A 16718-nucleotide genomic window follows, 5' to 3' on the forward strand; every position below is an offset into this window, starting at 1 on the left:
CACAGGCCCGTCCCTTCAGATGGACCAAGACCGCGGACCAGATCATCGACCGCATCTGCCGCTACTGCGACAGGATCTCCGGACCAGCTCACTAGCGGGCCGCCCCCCGGTACGCCGACTCGGCTCGGCTGCGCTCCGTCTGCCGGGCTCGGCTGGGCTGGGATCAGCTCGGCTCGGCTCGGATCGGCTCAGCTCGGCTCGGCTCGGCTGGGATCGGCTCAGCTCGGCTCGGCTGGGCTGGGCTCAGCCGCGCCGTCGGCGCCGCCGTACCCACCGCACCCGGCGGACGAGGGCGATCGCGCCGGCGGCCAGCGTCCCGCCGTACAGCCAGCCGACCTGGGTGGCGAGGCCGGTGACCAGCCCCATGAGCCGGCCGAGCAGCCCCCCGCTGCCGTCGGCGACCGGGAGCAGCCCCATGGCGAACCCGATCGGTACGACGACGGGAGCGGTCAGCAGGTCGCCCTCGCGCACCCACAATGCGATCAGGACGCACACCGGCAGGAACAGCACCCCGTAGACCGGCAGGGACCCGCCGAACAGGAACCGGTCCACAGCGCCGAGCAGGAACATCACCACCACGCAGAACAGACCGCCGCCGAGCCCGGTCAGCCGGGGATTCGGCAGCCTCGGGCCGGCCGGCGCCGTCCCCGGCGCCCGGTCCTGCCGTAAGGCCCGTTCCGAGGCGGACCCGGCCCTGCGGTCGCCGCCGGGCCTGCGGTCGCCGGCGGCCCCGCGCCGCCCCTGCGAGGGCAGGGAGCCCTGCGGCGTGCCTCGCCGCCTTCCGCCGTTCGGGGGTCGTGTCCTGTGCTGCTCCACTGGACCAACTTAGGTCTGTTTATGTGGTCAATCGGTCCTCGGACACGCCGGTGGGAACACCTTGGCCGAGCGTCCGACGCTCCCGCGACCCGCCCAGGCGGAACGCCGTAGACTGGTGGATCGGCCAGTGCCTCTGGCCCCCCTGGCAGCCTCTGGCCCTCTCATCTACGGGAAGTCGCAAAGTGTCGCTCACGATCGGAATCGTCGGCCTGCCGAATGTCGGCAAGTCGACCCTGTTCAACGCCCTGACCAAGAACGACGTGCTGGCGGCCAACTACCCGTTCGCCACGATCGAGCCGAACGTCGGCGTGGTCGGGGTCCCCGACTCCCGGCTCGCCAAGCTGGCGTCGATCTTCACCTCGGAGCGCATCGTTCCGGCCACTGTCGACTTCGTCGACATCGCCGGCATCGTGCGCGGCGCCTCCGAGGGCGAGGGCCTGGGCAACAAGTTCCTCGCGAACATCCGCGAGTCCGACGCGATCTGCCAGGTGATCCGCGCCTTCAAGGACGAGAACGTCGTACACGTGGACGGCAAGGTCTCGCCGAAGGACGACATCGAGACGATCAACACCGAGCTGATCCTCGCCGACCTCCAGACCGTGGAGAAGGTCCTGCCGCGGCTCCAGAAGGAATCCCGGATCAAGAAGGACGTCGCGCCCAAGGTCAAGGCGGTCGAGGAGGCCAAGGAGATCCTGGAGAAGGGCGACACGCTCTTCTCGCACGGCATCGTCCAGGGCACCGAGCGTAACGAGCTGCTGCACGACCTGCACCTGCTCACCAGCAAGCCCTTCCTCTACGTCTTCAACGTCGATGAGGACGAGTTGACCGACGAGGAATTCAAGAACGAACAGCGTGCCCTGGTCGCCCCCGCCGAGGCGATCTTCCTCAACGCCAAGCTCGAGGCAGACCTGGCCGAGCTGGACGAGGAGGAGGCCCTGGAACTGCTGGAGTCCGTCGGCCAGCACGAGCCCGGCCTCGCCACACTGGCCCGCGTTGGTTTCAACACCCTCGGCCTGCAGACCTACCTGACGGCCGGCCCCAAGGAGTCCCGCGCCTGGACCATCAAGAAGGGTGCCACGGCCCCCGAGGCGGCCGGTGTGATCCACACCGACTTCCAGAAGGGCTTCATCAAGGCCGAGGTCATCTCCTTCACGGACCTGGTCGAAACCGGCTCGGTCACCGAGGCCCGCGCCAAGGGCAAGGCCCGCATGGAGGGCAAGGACTACGTCATGCAGGACGGCGACGTGGTGGAGTTCCGCTTCAACGTCTAGTACGTCCGGCGAAAAGGCCGTCTGACCTGCGACCGAGCGGGTTGGGCGGCCTTTGCGGTCCGCGCGGAGTCCGCGGCGTGCCGGATGAGCCCGGCACGCGGGGGAGCGGTTGCGCCGCGTCGTCGACCCGTGGCCAGGCATCGGCCGACAGGCCCGCGCACGCCTTGCCGACGGCGGCCCGGGCCCGTTGCCCGGAGTCGGGCCACAGGTGCGGTGCGAGCGAGCGGCCCGGGGCGGGCGGCGTACCCGCCGCGCAGCGCCGTCGCGTTCCCGGCGCCACCGATCTCGCCGGCCGTGCTCGCCCAGCATGCCGCCCTGTCCGGGGATCGGGCTGCTGTCGTGGGCGCTGCTGCCGGGCACGGGCGGCGGCGCAGCGTTCTGGCAGGGTGTCAGGGAGGGCGCACGCGACGGCCCGAGCACCTCGCCGGCCGAGGGTGAGTGCTCCGACGATCCCGGCGGTTCGCTGTCCGGCGCGGCCTACGACCTCGACACGGTCCCCTGTGCCGGTGAGCACGGCGGCGAGGTGTTCGCCTCCTTCGTCCTGGCCGGTGGCCGCTACCCCGGAGGGGCCGCGGTCACCCGCACCGCCGACGCACGCTGCTGGGACCTTCAGGACGGCTGCGCGATGGACGGCTGGGCGGTCCCGTCCGACGTCCACGTGTACTACCTCACGCCGACCGCGGGCAGTTGGGCGGCGGGGGAGCGCGAGGTCACCTGCGTGTTCGGCGGCACCACCGAGGGCGGCGGCCTCACCGGTTCGCTGCACAACGACGAGACCGTCCCCGACGCCGACCACGTCGCCTGTCTGAAGGCCGCTCACCTTCTCAACGCGGCCCTGGACACCGCCCCGACGCCGCTCACCTTCTCAACGCGGCCCTGGACACCGCCCCGACGCCGCTCACCTTCTCAACGCGGCCCTGGCACCGCCCCGACGCGGAGTAGGTGGAGGACGAACTGCCGGGCCACAAGGCGTGGGCGGGCCGGGTGTCGGCCGCGCCGGCGGGGCAGGCCCGGGTACTGCACGCGCACGACTGGGCCGCCAGGGCCTGCGGGCCGGTCATCGCGCCGGCCGCCCGGCTGGACACGGCACGTGCGCAATGGGCGAAGACCGCCGGGGCCGAGAACGGCGACACCTTCTGCGGGCGCCACGACTTCTACGAGCGCTACGACACCGCCATGCAACTCGTCGCGCCGCGCCAGGCGGTCACCGCCCGGAAGGCCCTGGGGCCCGCCACCACTCCGCCCGGGAGGGACGACGACCGTTCCGACACCGGTATGCGGGTGTGAGACCTCTTATACGGGGGAGAAAGTGCCTGGGTAAAGCCCTCCCGGCCTCCTTGTAATCACTTCGGGTGATTCTCTGGCCTTTGCTTGCGTCGTACAACCCACGGTTGCCAGGCTGTTGCTGTCTGTACAATCTGATGGGAGCGGCCAGTGACTTTCGGTGAGCAGCCGGCGTACCTGCGTGTCGCAGGAGATCTCCGCAAGAAGATCGTCGACGGTGCGCTGCCGCCCCACACCCGGCTCCCCTCCCAAGCCCGCATCCGCGAGGAGTACGGCGTCTCGGACACGGTCGCGCTCGAGGCCCGCAAGGTGCTGATGGCCGAGGGCCTGGTCGAAGGCCGCTCCGGCTCGGGCACCTACGTGCGCGAGCGGCCCGTGCCCCGCCGGGTCGCCCGCTCCGGTTACCGGCCGGCCGGGGGTGCGACGCCCTTCCGGCAGGAGCAGGCCGACGCCTCCGCACGCGGCACCTGGGAGTCCCGTACCGAGCAGACCGAGGCCGGGGCCGCCATCGCCGAGCGGCTCGCGATCCAGCTCGGTGACCGGGTCATGCGCACCAGGTACCTGTTCCGGGAGAACGGTGAGCCGATGATGCTCTCCACCTCCTGGGAGCCCCTCGCCGTCACCGGCCGCACGCCGGTGATGCTGCCCGAGGAGGGTCCGCTCGGCGGCATGGGCGTGGTCGAGCGCATGCGGGGCATCGACGTCATCGTGGACAACGTCACCGAGGAGGTCGGCGCTCGCCCCGGCCTCGCAGAGGAGCTGCACGTCCTCGGAGGTGTCCCCGGCCACGTCGTGCTGGTCGTCCAGCGCACGTACTTCGCCTCCGGCCGCCCGGTGGAGACCGCCGACGTGGTGATCCCGGCGGACCGTTACCGGGTCGCGTACCACCTGCCCGTGAAGTGACGTTGCCCCATGGGCGTCCGAAAACCGGCGCCCGCGGAGCAGCCGACCGGGTGCGGTCGGCTGTCCTCCCGTGGCGGCCTCTCCGAGCATCGGGCGGTGCCTCGCACGCCCCTGCGGGTGAGGTAGCGCACACCCTTGCGGTGCCGAACGGGCGGACGCCTCGTCCGCCCGGCCGCGGCCGACGCCGACCCGGCCGCCGCAATCCGGCCTTTTCCCAGGTGATCGCCCCTTCCGCGGGCAGACCCCCGAGCCGAGGTGGCGCCCTGCGCGACGGCGCGTTCGGCCCCGCGCGCCCCCGGCGTTCTGGCTGGTTGCGTACCTCTTTGTGAAAAGGCGTATTCGCTGCGTAAAGGTTGGGCGTACGCTCGGGCATATGCGGATTGGGGTTTCCTTAGGCGGGGCGCGGCGGGGGCCCGGGACGGAACAGGGGTTCGCTCGCGCCGGCGCAGCCGAACGTGGGGGAGGGCGGGGCGATGCGAGAAGGCGCGACGCGGGCGGAGGGGGCCATGAGTGAGGGCACGGTCTCGCTGCCCTGGATCGTCATACGGCAGGACGACAACGGCAATCGCTACCGCGTCGGCCGGTACGCGACGCGGGCCGAAGCCCAGAAGATAGCCGACAGCCTCGACGACCGAGGACACAAGCAGCTCTACTGGGTCGAACGCATCGGCCACAACGGCGACGGCGGTCACAACTGAGGGGGCCGGCTGTATGGAACGGCGGCGGTCGCGACCGAGGGGGCGGTCGTATGGAACCGCGGCGGTCGCGACGGAGGAGGCGGCCGGCCACGGTGCACGCCGGTAGCCCCGGGTGACGGCGGCGGGCACGACGCGCGGCGGCGCTCGGTACCGACGGGGCGGGCGGCAACGCGCGGCGCCGGCCACAACTGACGTTCCCCGCCCTCCCGTAGGCTCCGGACCATGACCTCCGACACGGAACGGATCGTGGTGGTGGGAGCCGCCCTGCTCGACGGCGGCCGCCTGCTCGCCGCGCGCCGAAGTGCGCCCGCGGAACTCGCCGGACGCTGGGAGCTGCCCGGCGGCAAGGTCGAGGCGGGTGAGCGGCCCGAAGACGCCCTGGTGCGCGAACTGCGTGAGGAACTCGGTATCGACGCCGAACCGGTCGAGCGCGTGCCGGGCGAGTGGCCGCTGCGGGCGCCGTACGTCCTGCAGGTGTGGACCGCGCGCCTGCTTCCCGGCTCCCCGGCCCCGGAACCCCTTCAGGACCATGACGAGCTGCGCTGGCTCTCGTTGGCCGAGGTCTGGGACGTGGCATGGCTGGACCAGGACGTGGCGGCGGTGCGGGAGATCGAGTCCCTGAGCCTGTTGCGGCGCCCTTAGGCAGCCCTGCGGCGGCCCTGCGCGGCCTTACGGCAGCCCTGCGGCGGCCTTACGGCGGCCTCGCACCCGCCCCGCAGCCTCCTCGTGGCCGCCGACTCGATCCGCTCGTGGTCATCCGCCGGTCCGCGTGCAGCTGTCTGCTCGGTCCGTTCGTAGCGGTCTGCTCGGTCCGTTCGTGGCGGTCGGCTCGGCCCGGGTGCGGTCACCGGCTCGGTCCTGCGTATCCGCCGGCTCGGTCCGCCTGTGCGGCCGTCGGCTCGGTCCGCTCGCATCCGCCGGCACCGTCCGCCCGCCGTCACCGGCCCGGGCCGCGGGGCGCCCGACGTGTTCCGGCGCTCGCATCGGCCGGATGCGGCGCCTCGTACGCCGTTCGTGCCACAGTGCGCCCTTCGGCGCGGTACTGCCGGCTTGATATCGGGTATGTGCCCATTAACCCCATGAAACCGGACATGGGTGGGCTCGCTTGCTGGCCTGGGAAGTGATCGGCGTGATCGACACCGATGGCGACTGCGTCGAGTGGTCCTTTCCCGCGGAACCGGGTGCCGTGCGCACCGCCCGGGCCGCGGTGCGCGGCAAGTTGCACGGCTGGAACCTCGACTCCGTCTCCGACCTGGCCGCGTTGCTGGTCAGCGAGTTGGTCACCAACTCGATGCGGCATGCCACCGGTCCCATCGGCGTACGGCTGGTGCGCCCCGCCGGGTTGGACGGCGCGCTGCTGGTCGAGGTCTCCGACCCGCTCCCGGACCCGCCGCGCGAGCGCGTCGCCCGGCTGGAGGACGAGAGCGGCCGGGGCCTGCAGCTGGTGGCCGGTTCCTCGCGCCGCTGGGGCACCCGGCCCGGTGTGGGCGGGAAGACCGTCTGGTTCGAACTGACGGTTCCCGGATGAGGAGGAGACCGCCCCATCGAGTGATGGTGCGGTGTACATCCACCGGTGAGCCGTCCACGTCCCGCTTCCGCTCCCGCGACCGGTCCCGCCCTGCGTGATTCGCGGGCGTGTTCCCTGGTTAGAAGAGTGGAAGTGTTGTCACGGCCCGGTCTGAAAAGCGTCTGGACCGAGCTGTGATCGTGAACACCGTGTCGTGCGGCGCCGTAGTGCTGGATACTGCGGGCAGCCGCCTCCGGTGACCGGTACCGGACGCGGTGAGCTGGAGGGGACGGTTCGCGTGAGCGAGATACCAGCGAAGGCCACGGAGTCCGAGGACCCGTCGGACGGCGCGAGGAAACAGGCCGCGGATGCTGCCGCGGTACCCGGCGACGCCGTGTGGCAGAGCAGTCCGCCCGGTTCGATCTACGACTACATCAAGGTCGCCTCCTTCTCCATCGGCCCCGACGGGCTGGTCGACCAGTGGAGCCTGCGCGCCGAGCAGCTCTTCGGCATCCCCGCCGAACGGGCCGTCGGGATGGACCCCATAGCGGCCTTCGTCGACCCCGACCAGCACGAGCGCGGTCAGCGCAAGATGGCCGAAATCCTCGACGGACGCGAATGGACCGGGGTGGTCCCCTTCCGCATGCCGGACACGCCGGACGGCGGCCGCGGCAAGGAGGGCCTGGCCGAGGTGTACGTCATGCCCACCCGGACCGCCGAGAGCGACAAGGCCGCCGTGTGCATCGTGGTGGACGTCCGCACCCTGCGCGGCATGGAGACCGATCTCGCCGCCTCGCAGGCGATTTTCGGCCAATCGCCCTTCGGTTTCTTGCTGATCGACCCCGATCTGAGGGTCCGTCGGGCCAACAAGCGGTTCGCCTCCATCTTCGGTGGAGCCCCGGACGACCACCGAGGCAAGGGAGTTCACGACTATCTGCCCCGGGCCGAGGCCGAACGGGTTTCGGCCACGCTGCGGCGGGTGCTGGAGTCGGGCGAGTCCATCACCGACATGCACGTCACCGGTTTCGTTCCGGGCTCCGAGGAACGCCGGCACTGGTCCGTCAACCTCTACCGGGTGCACGGCGGCAGCGGCCGGCCCATCGGAGTCGCCTGGCTCGGCATCGACATCACCGCCCGCCGCGCCGCCGCCCGCGAGGCCGCCGCGGCCCGGCGCAACCTCGCCCTGCTCAACGAGGCCGGCGCCCGCATAGGCAACTCGCTCGACCTGGAGACGACGGCCCGCGAACTCCTCGACGTGGTCGTCCCCGGCTTCTGCGACCTCGCCACCGTCGACCTGTACCAAGGGCTGCTGGCCGGCGACGAGGCCCCGCCCGGGCTCGCCGACGGCAGCGCCGAACTGCGCCGTGTCGCCTTCGCCAGTGCCGTCTCCGACGCGCCCTTCACCGGTTCCGGCGAATCCGTCGCGGTCGGCGCCGTCCACCACTTCCCCTTCAACTCGCCCTGCGCCGACGCCCTGCGCAAAGCACGTCCCCAGGCCGTGCCCGCGGAGGAGGGCGGCCTGGTGCAGTCCACGCTGGCCGTGCCGATGGTCGCCCACGACACGGTCGTGGGCCTCGCCCAGTTCGCGCGGACCAAGGGCAGCGAGCCGTTCGGCGACCGGGACCGCGACCTCGCGGTGGAACTGGCCGCACGGGCCGCGGTCTGCATCGACAACGCGCGCCTGTACCGCCGCGAGCACGAGCGGGCGCTGATACTGCAGCGCTCCCTGCTGCCGCCCGGCGACCCGGAGGCCTCCGGACTGGACATCGCCTGCCGCTACCTGCCCGGCAACGCGGCGACGGAGGTCGGCGGCGACTGGTTCGACGTCATCGAGCTGCCCGGGCACCGCACCGCGCTGGTCGTCGGCGACGTGATGGGGCGGGGCCTGCGGGCGGCCGTGGCCATGGGGGAGCTCCGCACCGCGGTGCGCACGCTGGCCCTGCTGGACCTCGAACCGGCCGAGGTCCTCTCGGCCCTGGACGAGATCGCGCGCGGCCTCGGCACCCCCGGCGGAGTCCAGCAGGCCACCCGGACGGCCCGGCAGCCCCGGGACGCCGACCTCTCCGAGGTGTACCTCGCCACCTGCGTGTACGCCGTCTACGACTCGGTGACCAGGCGCTGCACGTTCGCCAACGCGGGCCATCTGCCGCCGGTCCTGGTCGAGCCCGGCGAGCCGGCGCTGATGCTCGACGTGCCGCCCGGCATGCCGCTCGGCGTGGGCGGCGAGCCGTTCGAGGAGGTGGAGGTCGAACTTCCCGAGGGCGCGCTGCTGGCGCTCTACACGGATGGACTGGTCGAGTCCCGCGACCATCCCCTCGACGAGGGGCTCCAGGCTTTCGTGGGCGCGCTCACGGACCCCACCCGTCCGCTGGAGGACGTCTGCGACCACGTGCTCAGCACCCTCGACACCCACCACGGCGAGGACGACATCGCTCTGCTGATGGCCCGGGTGCAGGGTCTGCCCGCCGAGTCCGTCGGCGACTGGACGCTGCCGCGCGAGCCGCGCAGCGTGGGCCGGGCCCGGGAGTACGCCCGCGCGCAGTTGCTCAGCTGGGATCTGGAGCCGCTGGTCGACACCGCGGAACTGCTGGTCAGCGAGCTGGTGACGAACGCGCTGCGGTACGGCGAGGGAGAGATCCGGCTCCGGCTGCTGCTGGACCGGACGCTGGTGTGCGAGGTGTGGGACTCCGGGCTGGTCCAGCCCCGACGGCGGCGGGCCCGCGACACGGACGAGGGGGGCCGAGGACTGCAGCTGGTCGGATTGCTGAGCGCGGCGTGGGGTTCGCGACGAACGCCTCGCGGCAAGACGGTGTGGTTCGAGCTACCGCTGCCCGGCGCCGAGAACGGCCTCACGGACCCGGCAGAGGCCCTGCTCAGCCTGTTCTGACCGGGGGCGGGTCCGCCGCCTGTTTTGACCGGGGCGGGTCTGCGGCCTGTTCTGACCGGGCCGGGTCCGGAGGCTCTTCCGACCGGGGCGGGGTCCGCACCCTTTCCACCGGGGCGGATTCGCGGGCTCTTCTGACCGGGGCGGGTTCGCAGGTCAGTTGACCGCGGCGGGTTCGCAGCCTGGTCTGACCGGGGCGGGTTCGCAGCCTTGTCTGACCCGGGCGGTTCGCAGGTCAGCTGACCGGCCGGGTTCACGGGCCACCTGACCCGGACTCGGCCGCGGGCCGACCTGGCCCGGCCGGCCCGCGCGCCCACCTGACTCGGCCGGCCCGCGCGCCCACCTGACCCGGCCGGCCCGCGTGCCCGCCGGACGCGGGTCGGCCTGTGTGCGTGCGCCTCACCCTGGCCGGCCCACCTGCCCACCTGCCCCGGCCGATCCTGTCGGGGTGGACGGTCAGGGAGCCGGGGGGAAGTGGTGTCTGCCCCGGGTCTGCGGGCCGCCGAAGCTCGCCGGGGGGCCGCCGTCCGGGTCCTCGGCCAGCAGGATCCCGCCGAGGACGGCACCGGCCCGGGTCGCCGGGTCGCCGTCGGTGCCGGTGTAGGGGTCGCCGTGCGTCCGCACATCCCGTTCGGCGAGTTCGCGGGCCCGCCGGGCGACGGTGTCGGCCTCCTCGGCATCCTCCCTGGCGAGCGACCGCACCGCCTGTGCCAGCCGGGCCCGCGCCTCCGCGCCCACCGCGCCCCGGTGCACCGCCACGAACTCCTCCGCCCCGGTGACAGAATTTTGGGCCACAAGCAGGGCCGCGGTGTCGAGCACCCCAGACCGTGCCGCCCCCAGCCGCGCCAGGGCCCGCGTGATCCGGCGCAGCGCGTCCAGCGGGTCGTACGGCCCCCCGGTCGCCTCCGCACGAACGGCGGTCAGCACCGCGTCCGCGTGAGCGAGCCGGGCATGCAACTCGCCGGCGGCCGGTGAGGCCCACACCCGGCCCGCCGGAACGGCCTCCTCCTGACCCGGCTTGCCCTCCGGTGCCGTCTCCGTCTCCGGCCCTGACTCGGTCTCCGGCCTCGCCTCCGCCTTTGACCCCGACTGCGCCTCCTGCCCCGGTTCCGCCTCCTGCCCCGGTTCCGCCTCCGCCCTGGCCTTCGTCTCCGGCCTCGCCTCCGTGTCCGGCCTGGTCTTCGTGTCCGGCCTCGTCCTCGTCTCCAGCTCCGATTCCGGCCTCGCCTCCGCCTTTGACCCCGACTGCACCTCCTGCCCCGGCACCGCCTTCGGCCCGGCCTTCGTCTCCGGCGTCGCCCCCGCTCCCCGCCCCACCCCCTGCTCCGTCTCCGCCCCCGCTCCCTGCCCCGCCCCCGTCATTCCGTGCCGCACCCCCCGCAGCCTCGCCTCTGCTTCCGTCAGGGCGGGGGGTACCAGGCCGGACGCCTGGTGGAGCCGGTCCGCGAGTCGCTCCACCGCGTCCAGCAGGGTGCCGGCCTGCGCGACGGCGCCCTCGGCCGCGCGCAGGTGGGCCGCCGCCCCCTCCTCCTCGCCCGAACCGTCCGCCCGGCGGGCCCGGTTCAGCTGGTCGGTGGCGAACAGCAGCCGGTCCTCGGCCTGTTCGACGTACCCGGTGACGGACCCGCCGGCCAGGGGCGGATACCGCCCGTGCAGTGCCGCGAGCGTCCCCTGAGCGGCCGTCGCCCGAGCCGTCAGCTCCCGGAACCGTCCCTCGGCGACCTCCAGCGCGCCGCCCACCCCTCGCTCCAGTCCGCGCAGTCCGTCCAGGGCCGGTGTCTCGGCGTCCAGTCGCCGTCCCGCCTCCGCGCACCGCCCTATCACCCCCACCAGCGCCTGCCGGCGTGCGTCCGGTTCCGCCGGTGCCCCCTCCTCGTACCGCCGCCAGATCGCGAACGCCGCCGACAGCTCGGTCTCGGCGGCCCGCACGGCCTGCGTGAACGGTTCGACCTCCACCTCGCCGAACCGCTCGCGCACGAAGGACAGTTCTTCCCGGCTGGTGCGCACGCAGTCGTCGGCGAGCACCAGCGCGGCGCGGGCCTGGCGCTCGGAGTCGGCCGGGGTGGGCGTGGGCGGCCGCACGGAGACGATCCCCGGAGTCGTACGGGAGCGGGCCCGCCGGGTGCGCCGCAGGTAGCCGTATCCCGCCAGCGCGACGGCGGCGCCGCCGGCGACCAGCGGCAGCACGAGATCGGCGGTTGACGTCTCGTCCTGCTGCGCCGCGGCGGCGCCGGCGACCGGACCTGAGGCCGCCAGGGGAACCGGTTCGCGGGCGCCGACCGTCATCACCGGCAACACCAGCCACCCGGATGCGACCACGGCACCCAGCACGGCCTGCGCGACGCGCACCCGTATCTGCGCCTTGGCGTGCCGGGGCCGGCACCGGATCAGGGAGGACGTCACATTTCGGAGCGTATGGGCAGGTAGGCGGCTTCGCGAGCGGGATGGATACGGGTGGGGGACTTGGCGGACAGGGGGACGCAATGGACAACGGAGCGATGACCGGAGCGGGCGCGGGGGAGCCCGACGGCACCCCCGGCCGACCGGACCCCCATCCCGCAGACGGTGCCTCGGAGGCGGGGCGGCCGGGCCCGCAGGCCGTTGACGGTGTGGCGGAGACGGGGCGGCCGGGTCCGCAGTCGGTGGACGGTGTCGCGGAGGCCGAACGGCCGGGCCCGCAGCCCGCAGACGGTGCAGCGGAGGCCGAACGGCCGGCCCCGCAGGCCGCTCGCGTCGCGGCGGAGGCCGGGCGGCGTAGGCGGCGGCGAGTCCTGCGTTGGGTGATCGGCTGTCTCGTGCTGCTCCTTCTGCCCCTGATCACCGCCGAGACCGCCCTGCGGCTCAACTACACCGGTGATCCGGCCCCCGGCACCCGCACCCGCCACCAGGACGCCCTCTGGCTGGGCCACGCCTGGGTGGACGGACGCAAGGGGGACGAGGACGTCGAAGCGCTCGCCCGGCGGCTGCGCGGTACCGGCATACGCGATCTGTACGTCCACTCGGGGCCGCTGGAACACGACGGCACCCTGCCCGGCTCCGCGTACCCGAAGGCACGCCGGCTGATCGCGGCCGTCCACCGGGAGCTGCCCGGCGTCCGCGTCCAGGCCTGGCTCGGCGACAAGCTGGCCGGCGAGACCCCGGACGGCCTGCGGCTGGAGCGGCCCGCGACCCGCGCCGCGATCCTCGCCTCCACCCGCCGGATCCTCGCCGCCGGTTTCGAGGGCGCCCACTTCGACCTGGAGCCGCTGCACTCCGGCGACCAGGACTACCTGGCCCTGCTCGACGACCTGCGCGCCCTCACCCGCGCCCGGCACGCGCTGCTCTCCGTCGCCGCCCACCAGATCGACCCGCTGCCCGCGTTCCACTCCTTCTGGGGCGCGACCACCGGGCACCCCAAGTGGTGGTCGCAGGCCTACTTCGGGCAGGTGGCGCGCCGGGTCGACCAGATCGCCGTGATGTCGTACGACACCATGCAGCCGCTGCAGAGCCTGTACGGCGGGTACGTGGCCCAGCAGACCAGTCTCGCCCTGGAGGTCACCCCGGACACCACCGACCTCCTCATGGGCCTGCCCTTCTACCACGACAACCGCTTCGGCCACCGGGCGCGCGCCGAGACCGTCCCGGCCGCCGTACGGGGTGTGCGCCTCGGGCTGTCCCGCACCGACGCCGGCCGCGCCCGCTTCGGCGTCGCCCTGTACGTCGACTTCGCGGCGACGGAGGGCGACTGGCGGGCGTACCGCGAGGGCTGGGCCGACTGAGTTCCGGGCCGGGTCGGGCCGGCTGAGTTCCGGGCGGGGCCGGGCTACGGCGCTACGAGGGCCGCCTTCCGATCTTCGAGCCCAGCCACACCAGCGGGTCGTAGCGGCGGTCGACGGCCCGTTCCTTCAGCGGGATCAGTGCATTGTCCGTGATCCTGATGCCCTCGGGGCAGACCTCCGTACAGCACTTGGTGATGTTGCAGTAGCCCAGGCCGTGTTCGTCCTGGGCCGTGCGCGCCCGGTCCAGGCCCGACTCGGCGGCCGCGTCCAGCGGGTGCATGTCCAGCTCGGCGACGCGCATCAGGAAGCGCGGGCCGGCGAACGCGGTCTTGTTCTCCTCGTGGTCGCGGACCACATGGCAGGTGTCCTGGCACAGGAAGCACTCGATGCACTTGCGGAACTCCTGCGAGCGGTTCACGTCCTCCTGCATCATCCGGTACTCGCCGGGGCCGACTCCGGCGGGCGGCACGAACGCCGGGATCTGCCTGGCCTTCTGGTAGTTGAAGCCGACGTCGGTCACCAGGTCGCGGATCACCGGGAACGCGCGCAGGGGCGTGACGGTGATCGTCTCGTCGCGGTCGAACACCGACATGCGGGTCATGCACAGCAGCCGCGGACGGCCGTTGATCTCCGCGGAGCACGAACCGCACTTGCCCGCCTTGCAGTTCCAGCGCACGGCGAGGTCGGGCGCCTGGGTGGCCTGGAGCCGGTGGATGATGTCGAGCACCACCTCTCCGTCGTGGGCCTCGACCGCGAAGTCCGTCAGGCCGCCGCCCTGCGCATCGCCCCGCCACACCTTGAAGCGGGCCTCGTAGCTGCTCATTCGTACAGCTCCTCTTCGGCGAGGTACTTGACCAGCTCCTCCTTCTCGAAGAGGGCGAGCAGGTCGGGGCGGATGGGCTCGGTGGTCTCGCGGGTCAGGCGGATCTGGCCGTGGGCGGGGTCGGCCGCCGCGAGGCCGCCGGTGGGGTCGGCGAGGGCGCACACCAGGTTCACGTTGCGCCAGGCGCGGTCCATCTCCGGGTGGTCCTCGCGGGTGTGCCCGCCGCGCGACTCGGTCCGCTCCAGCGCGGCCCGCGCCACGCACTCGCTGACCAGCAGCATGTTCCTGAGGTCCAGGGCGAGGTGCCAGCCCGGGTTGAACTGGCGGTGCCCCTCGACGCCGGCCCGCCGGGCCCGCACCCGCAGCTCGGCGAGCTTGTGCAGGGCCTGGGTCATCTCGCCCTCGCGGCGGATGATGCCGACCAGGTCGTTCATGGTCTGCTGGAGTTGCTGGTGGAGGGTGTAGGGGTTCTCCGGCGGTCCGCCCTCGCCCTCGGTCTCCGCGGAGAAGGGCCGCAGGGCCTCCGCGGCCGCCGTGTTGACCTGGCCGTCGTCGACCGGCGGCCGCAGCCCGGCCGGCCCCTGCGCGTACTCGGCCGCGTGCCGGCCGGCCCGGCGCCCGAAGACCAGCAGATCGGACAGGGAGTTGCCGCCCAGGCGGTTGGAGCCGTGCATGCCGCCGGCCACCTCACCGGCCGCGAACAGTCCCGGCACCCCGCGCGCGGCCGCCGTGTCCGAGTCGACGGCGATGCCGCCCATCACGTAGTGGCAGGTCGGGCCGACCTCCATCGCCTCCGCCGTGATGTCGACGTCCGCCAGCTCCTTGAACTGGTGGTACATGGAAGGCAGCCGGCGCCGGACGACCTCCGCCGGCATCCGCGTCGAGACGTCCAGGAAGACCCCGCCGTGCGGTGAGCCGCGGCCCGCCTTCACCTCGGCGTTGATCGCACGGGCCACCTCGTCGCGCGGGAGCAGTTCGGGGGGACGGCGGTTGTCCTCGGGTGCCTCGTACCACCGGTCGGCCTCCTCCTCCGACTCGGCGTACTTCTCCTTGAACACGTCCGGGATGTAGTCGAACATGAACCGCTTGCCCTCGGAGTTCCGGAGCACCCCGCCGTCGCCGCGCACCGACTCGGTGACCAGGATGCCCTTCACCGACGGCGGCCAGACCATGCCCGTCGGGTGGAACTGCACGAACTCCATGTTCACCAGGGGTGCGCCGGCGAGCAGCGCGAGCGCGTGGCCGTCGCCGGTGTACTCCCACGAGTTCGACGTGACCTTGAAGGACTTGCCGATGCCGCCGGTCGCGACGACCACCGCGGGGGCCCCCAGCACGAAGAAGCGGCCGGTCTCGCGGTCGTAGGCGAAGACGCCGGAGACCCGGTCCCCGTCCTTGAGGATCCTGGTGACCGTGCACTCCTGGAAGACCTTCAGCCGGGACTCGTAGTCGCCGGTCTCCTCGAAGTCCTCCTGCTGCAGCGAGACGATCTTCTGCTGCAGGGTGCGGATCAGCTCCAGGCCCGTGCGGTCGCCGACGTGCGCGAGCCGCGGGTACTCGTGGCCCCCGAAGTTGCGCTGGGAGATGCGGCCGTCCTTCGTGCGGTCGAACAGCGCGCCCCAGGTCTCCAGCTCCCACACCCGGTCCGGGGCCTCCCGGGCGTGCAGCTCGGCCATCCGCCACTGGTTGAGGAACTTGCCGCCGCGCATGGTGTCGCGGAAGTGCACCTGCCAGGTGTCGTGCTCGTTGGCGTTGCCCATGGCCGCCGCGATGCCGCCCTCGGCCATCACGGTGTGCGCCTTGCCGAACAGGGACTTGCAGATCACCGCCGTACGGGCGCCCCGCTCGCGCGCCTCGATCGCGGCCCGCAGCCCGGCGCCCCCCGCGCCGACCACGACGACGTCCCACTCCTGCCGGTCCACCACGGACATCAGTCGGTCCTCAACTCATTCTCTAGAAGAAGCGCGGATCGTCGAAGACACCGGACGCGACCAGGTAGACGTACAGGTCGGCGAGGGACACGCTCACCAGCGACGTCCAGGCGAGCAGCATGTGCCGGGCGTTGAGCCTGCCGACGAACTGCCAGGTCCGGTACCGCACGGGGTGCTTGGAGAAGTGCTTGAGCTTGCCGCCGACGATGTGCCGGCAGGAGTGGCAGGAGAGGGTGTACGTCCAGATCAGCGCGACGTTGACGAGGAACACCAGGGTGCCCAGGCCCATGTGGCCCCACCGGTAGTGCGTGTCCCGGAAGGCCAGCACCGTGTCGTAGGTCAGCACGCCGGCGACCAGGACGGCCGCGTAGAAGAAGTACCGGTGGAGGTTCTGCAGGACCAGCGGGAAGCGGGTCTCACCGGTGTACCTGCGGTGCGGCTCGGCCACCGCGCAGGCCGGCGGGGACGCCCAGAAGCTGCGGTAGTACGCCTTGCGGTAGTAGTAGCAGGTCAGCCGGAAACCGAGCGGGAAGACCAGGATGATGATCGCCGGTGAGATGGCCCACCAGCTGCCGAACACGTCGGCGTTCGGTCCGCCGTGCATGGTCGCGCAGTTCCGCGCCAGACAGGGCGAGTAGAGGGGCGACACGTACGGCGCCGCGTAGTAGTCCGCGTTCGCGAAGGCCCGCCAGGTCGAGTACACGACGAAGGCGAGCAGGCCGGCCGCGGTGGTGGCGGGCGCCAGCCACCAGCGGTCGGTCCGCAGGTGCGGGGCGGCGATCGCGGCGCGGGTGCCGGTGCGTACGCCGCCGCTGTTCTGTTGGGGTTCCGTACCAGTAGCCAAGA

The 16718-nt window shown here is 72.6% G+C and carries 13 protein-coding genes; 8 read left to right on the forward strand and 5 right to left on the reverse strand.

What is annotated here, in order from left to right:
- Positions 1-243: 243 nt before the first annotated feature.
- Positions 244-816: a DUF6542 domain-containing protein gene (locus ABVB68_RS17550; RefSeq protein ID WP_353601981.1), complete on the reverse strand. Its 573-nt coding sequence runs from the start codon at positions 814-816 to the stop codon at positions 244-246.
- A 182-nt stretch (positions 817-998) separates the two neighbouring features.
- On the opposite strand from ABVB68_RS17550, the gene ychF reads away from it, so the two are divergent.
- From ychF to ABVB68_RS17590, 7 genes are all read left to right on the forward strand, one after another.
- Entirely contained in the window at positions 999-2087 is a 1089-nt protein-coding gene (gene ychF, locus ABVB68_RS17555) for a redox-regulated ATPase YchF (protein WP_353601982.1), read from the forward strand.
- Positions 2088-3029: 942 nt separating this feature from the next.
- Positions 3030-3374, forward strand: a complete 345-nt coding sequence (locus ABVB68_RS17565; protein WP_353602101.1) for a hypothetical protein — start codon at positions 3030-3032, stop codon at positions 3372-3374.
- 147 nt (positions 3375-3521) lie between these two features.
- Entirely contained in the window at positions 3522-4274 is a 753-nt protein-coding gene (locus ABVB68_RS17570) for a GntR family transcriptional regulator (protein ID WP_353601983.1), read from the forward strand.
- Positions 4275-4780: 506 nt separating this feature from the next.
- On the forward strand, positions 4781-4972 hold the full coding sequence (locus ABVB68_RS17575) for an SPOR domain-containing protein (RefSeq protein WP_353601984.1): 192 nt from the start codon (positions 4781-4783) through the stop codon (positions 4970-4972).
- 222 nt (positions 4973-5194) lie between these two features.
- Complete coding sequence (locus ABVB68_RS17580; RefSeq protein ID WP_353601985.1) at positions 5195-5614, forward strand: (deoxy)nucleoside triphosphate pyrophosphohydrolase; 420 nt, start codon at positions 5195-5197, stop codon at positions 5612-5614.
- 478 nt (positions 5615-6092) lie between these two features.
- Positions 6093-6500, forward strand: coding sequence for an ATP-binding protein (locus ABVB68_RS17585; RefSeq protein ID WP_353602096.1), 408 nt, complete (start codon positions 6093-6095; stop codon positions 6498-6500).
- Between the two features lie 277 nt (positions 6501-6777).
- A complete protein-coding gene (locus ABVB68_RS17590) occupies positions 6778-9366 on the forward strand; it encodes a SpoIIE family protein phosphatase (protein ID WP_353601986.1) in 2589 nt (862 codons plus the stop codon).
- Between the two features lie 453 nt (positions 9367-9819).
- On the opposite strand, the gene ABVB68_RS17595 is transcribed toward ABVB68_RS17590, so the two are convergent.
- Positions 9820-11766, reverse strand: coding sequence for a hypothetical protein (locus ABVB68_RS17595; protein ID WP_353601987.1), 1947 nt, complete (start codon positions 11764-11766; stop codon positions 9820-9822).
- 80 nt (positions 11767-11846) lie between these two features.
- On the opposite strand from ABVB68_RS17595, the gene ABVB68_RS17600 reads away from it, so the two are divergent.
- Entirely contained in the window at positions 11847-13121 is a 1275-nt protein-coding gene (locus ABVB68_RS17600) for a glycoside hydrolase family 18 protein (RefSeq protein WP_353601988.1), read from the forward strand.
- A 52-nt stretch (positions 13122-13173) separates the two neighbouring features.
- On the opposite strand, the gene ABVB68_RS17605 is transcribed toward ABVB68_RS17600, so the two are convergent.
- From ABVB68_RS17605 to sdhC, 3 genes are read right to left on the reverse strand one after another with little or no spacing between them, the layout of a single operon-like run.
- Positions 13174-13944 (reverse strand): succinate dehydrogenase/fumarate reductase iron-sulfur subunit, encoded by a 771-nt coding sequence (locus ABVB68_RS17605; protein ID WP_353601989.1) that lies wholly within the window; start codon positions 13942-13944, stop codon positions 13174-13176.
- Positions 13941-15872 (reverse strand): fumarate reductase/succinate dehydrogenase flavoprotein subunit, encoded by a 1932-nt coding sequence (locus tag ABVB68_RS17610; RefSeq protein ID WP_353601990.1) that lies wholly within the window; start codon positions 15870-15872, stop codon positions 13941-13943. Before ABVB68_RS17610 ends, ABVB68_RS17605 begins: the two co-directional genes overlap by 4 nt.
- A gap of 22 nt (positions 15873-15894) precedes the next feature.
- Positions 15895-16716 carry a succinate dehydrogenase subunit SdhC gene (gene sdhC, locus ABVB68_RS17615; protein ID WP_353601991.1) on the reverse strand — a complete coding sequence of 274 codons (822 nt, stop codon included), beginning with the start codon at positions 16714-16716 and terminating at the stop codon, positions 15895-15897.
- Between the last annotated feature and the right edge of the window lie 2 nt (positions 16717-16718).

It is taken from the genome of Streptomyces sp. NPDC096012 (assembly GCF_040426375.1).
Taxonomy (GTDB): domain Bacteria; phylum Actinomycetota; class Actinomycetes; order Streptomycetales; family Streptomycetaceae; genus Streptomyces.

Coding starts and splice junctions, on each gene's coding strand:
- ABVB68_RS17600 (WP_353601988.1), top strand. CDS start 11,847: ATGGACAACGGAGCGATGACCGGAGCGGGCGCGGGGGAGCCCGACGGC.
- ABVB68_RS17610 (WP_353601990.1), bottom strand. CDS start 15,872: ATGTCCGTGGTGGACCGGCAGGAGTGGGACGTCGTCGTGGTCGGCGCG.
- ABVB68_RS17575 (WP_353601984.1), top strand. CDS start 4,781: ATGAGTGAGGGCACGGTCTCGCTGCCCTGGATCGTCATACGGCAGGAC.
- ABVB68_RS17580 (WP_353601985.1), top strand. CDS start 5,195: ATGACCTCCGACACGGAACGGATCGTGGTGGTGGGAGCCGCCCTGCTC.
- ABVB68_RS17605 (WP_353601989.1), bottom strand. CDS start 13,944: ATGAGCAGCTACGAGGCCCGCTTCAAGGTGTGGCGGGGCGATGCGCAG.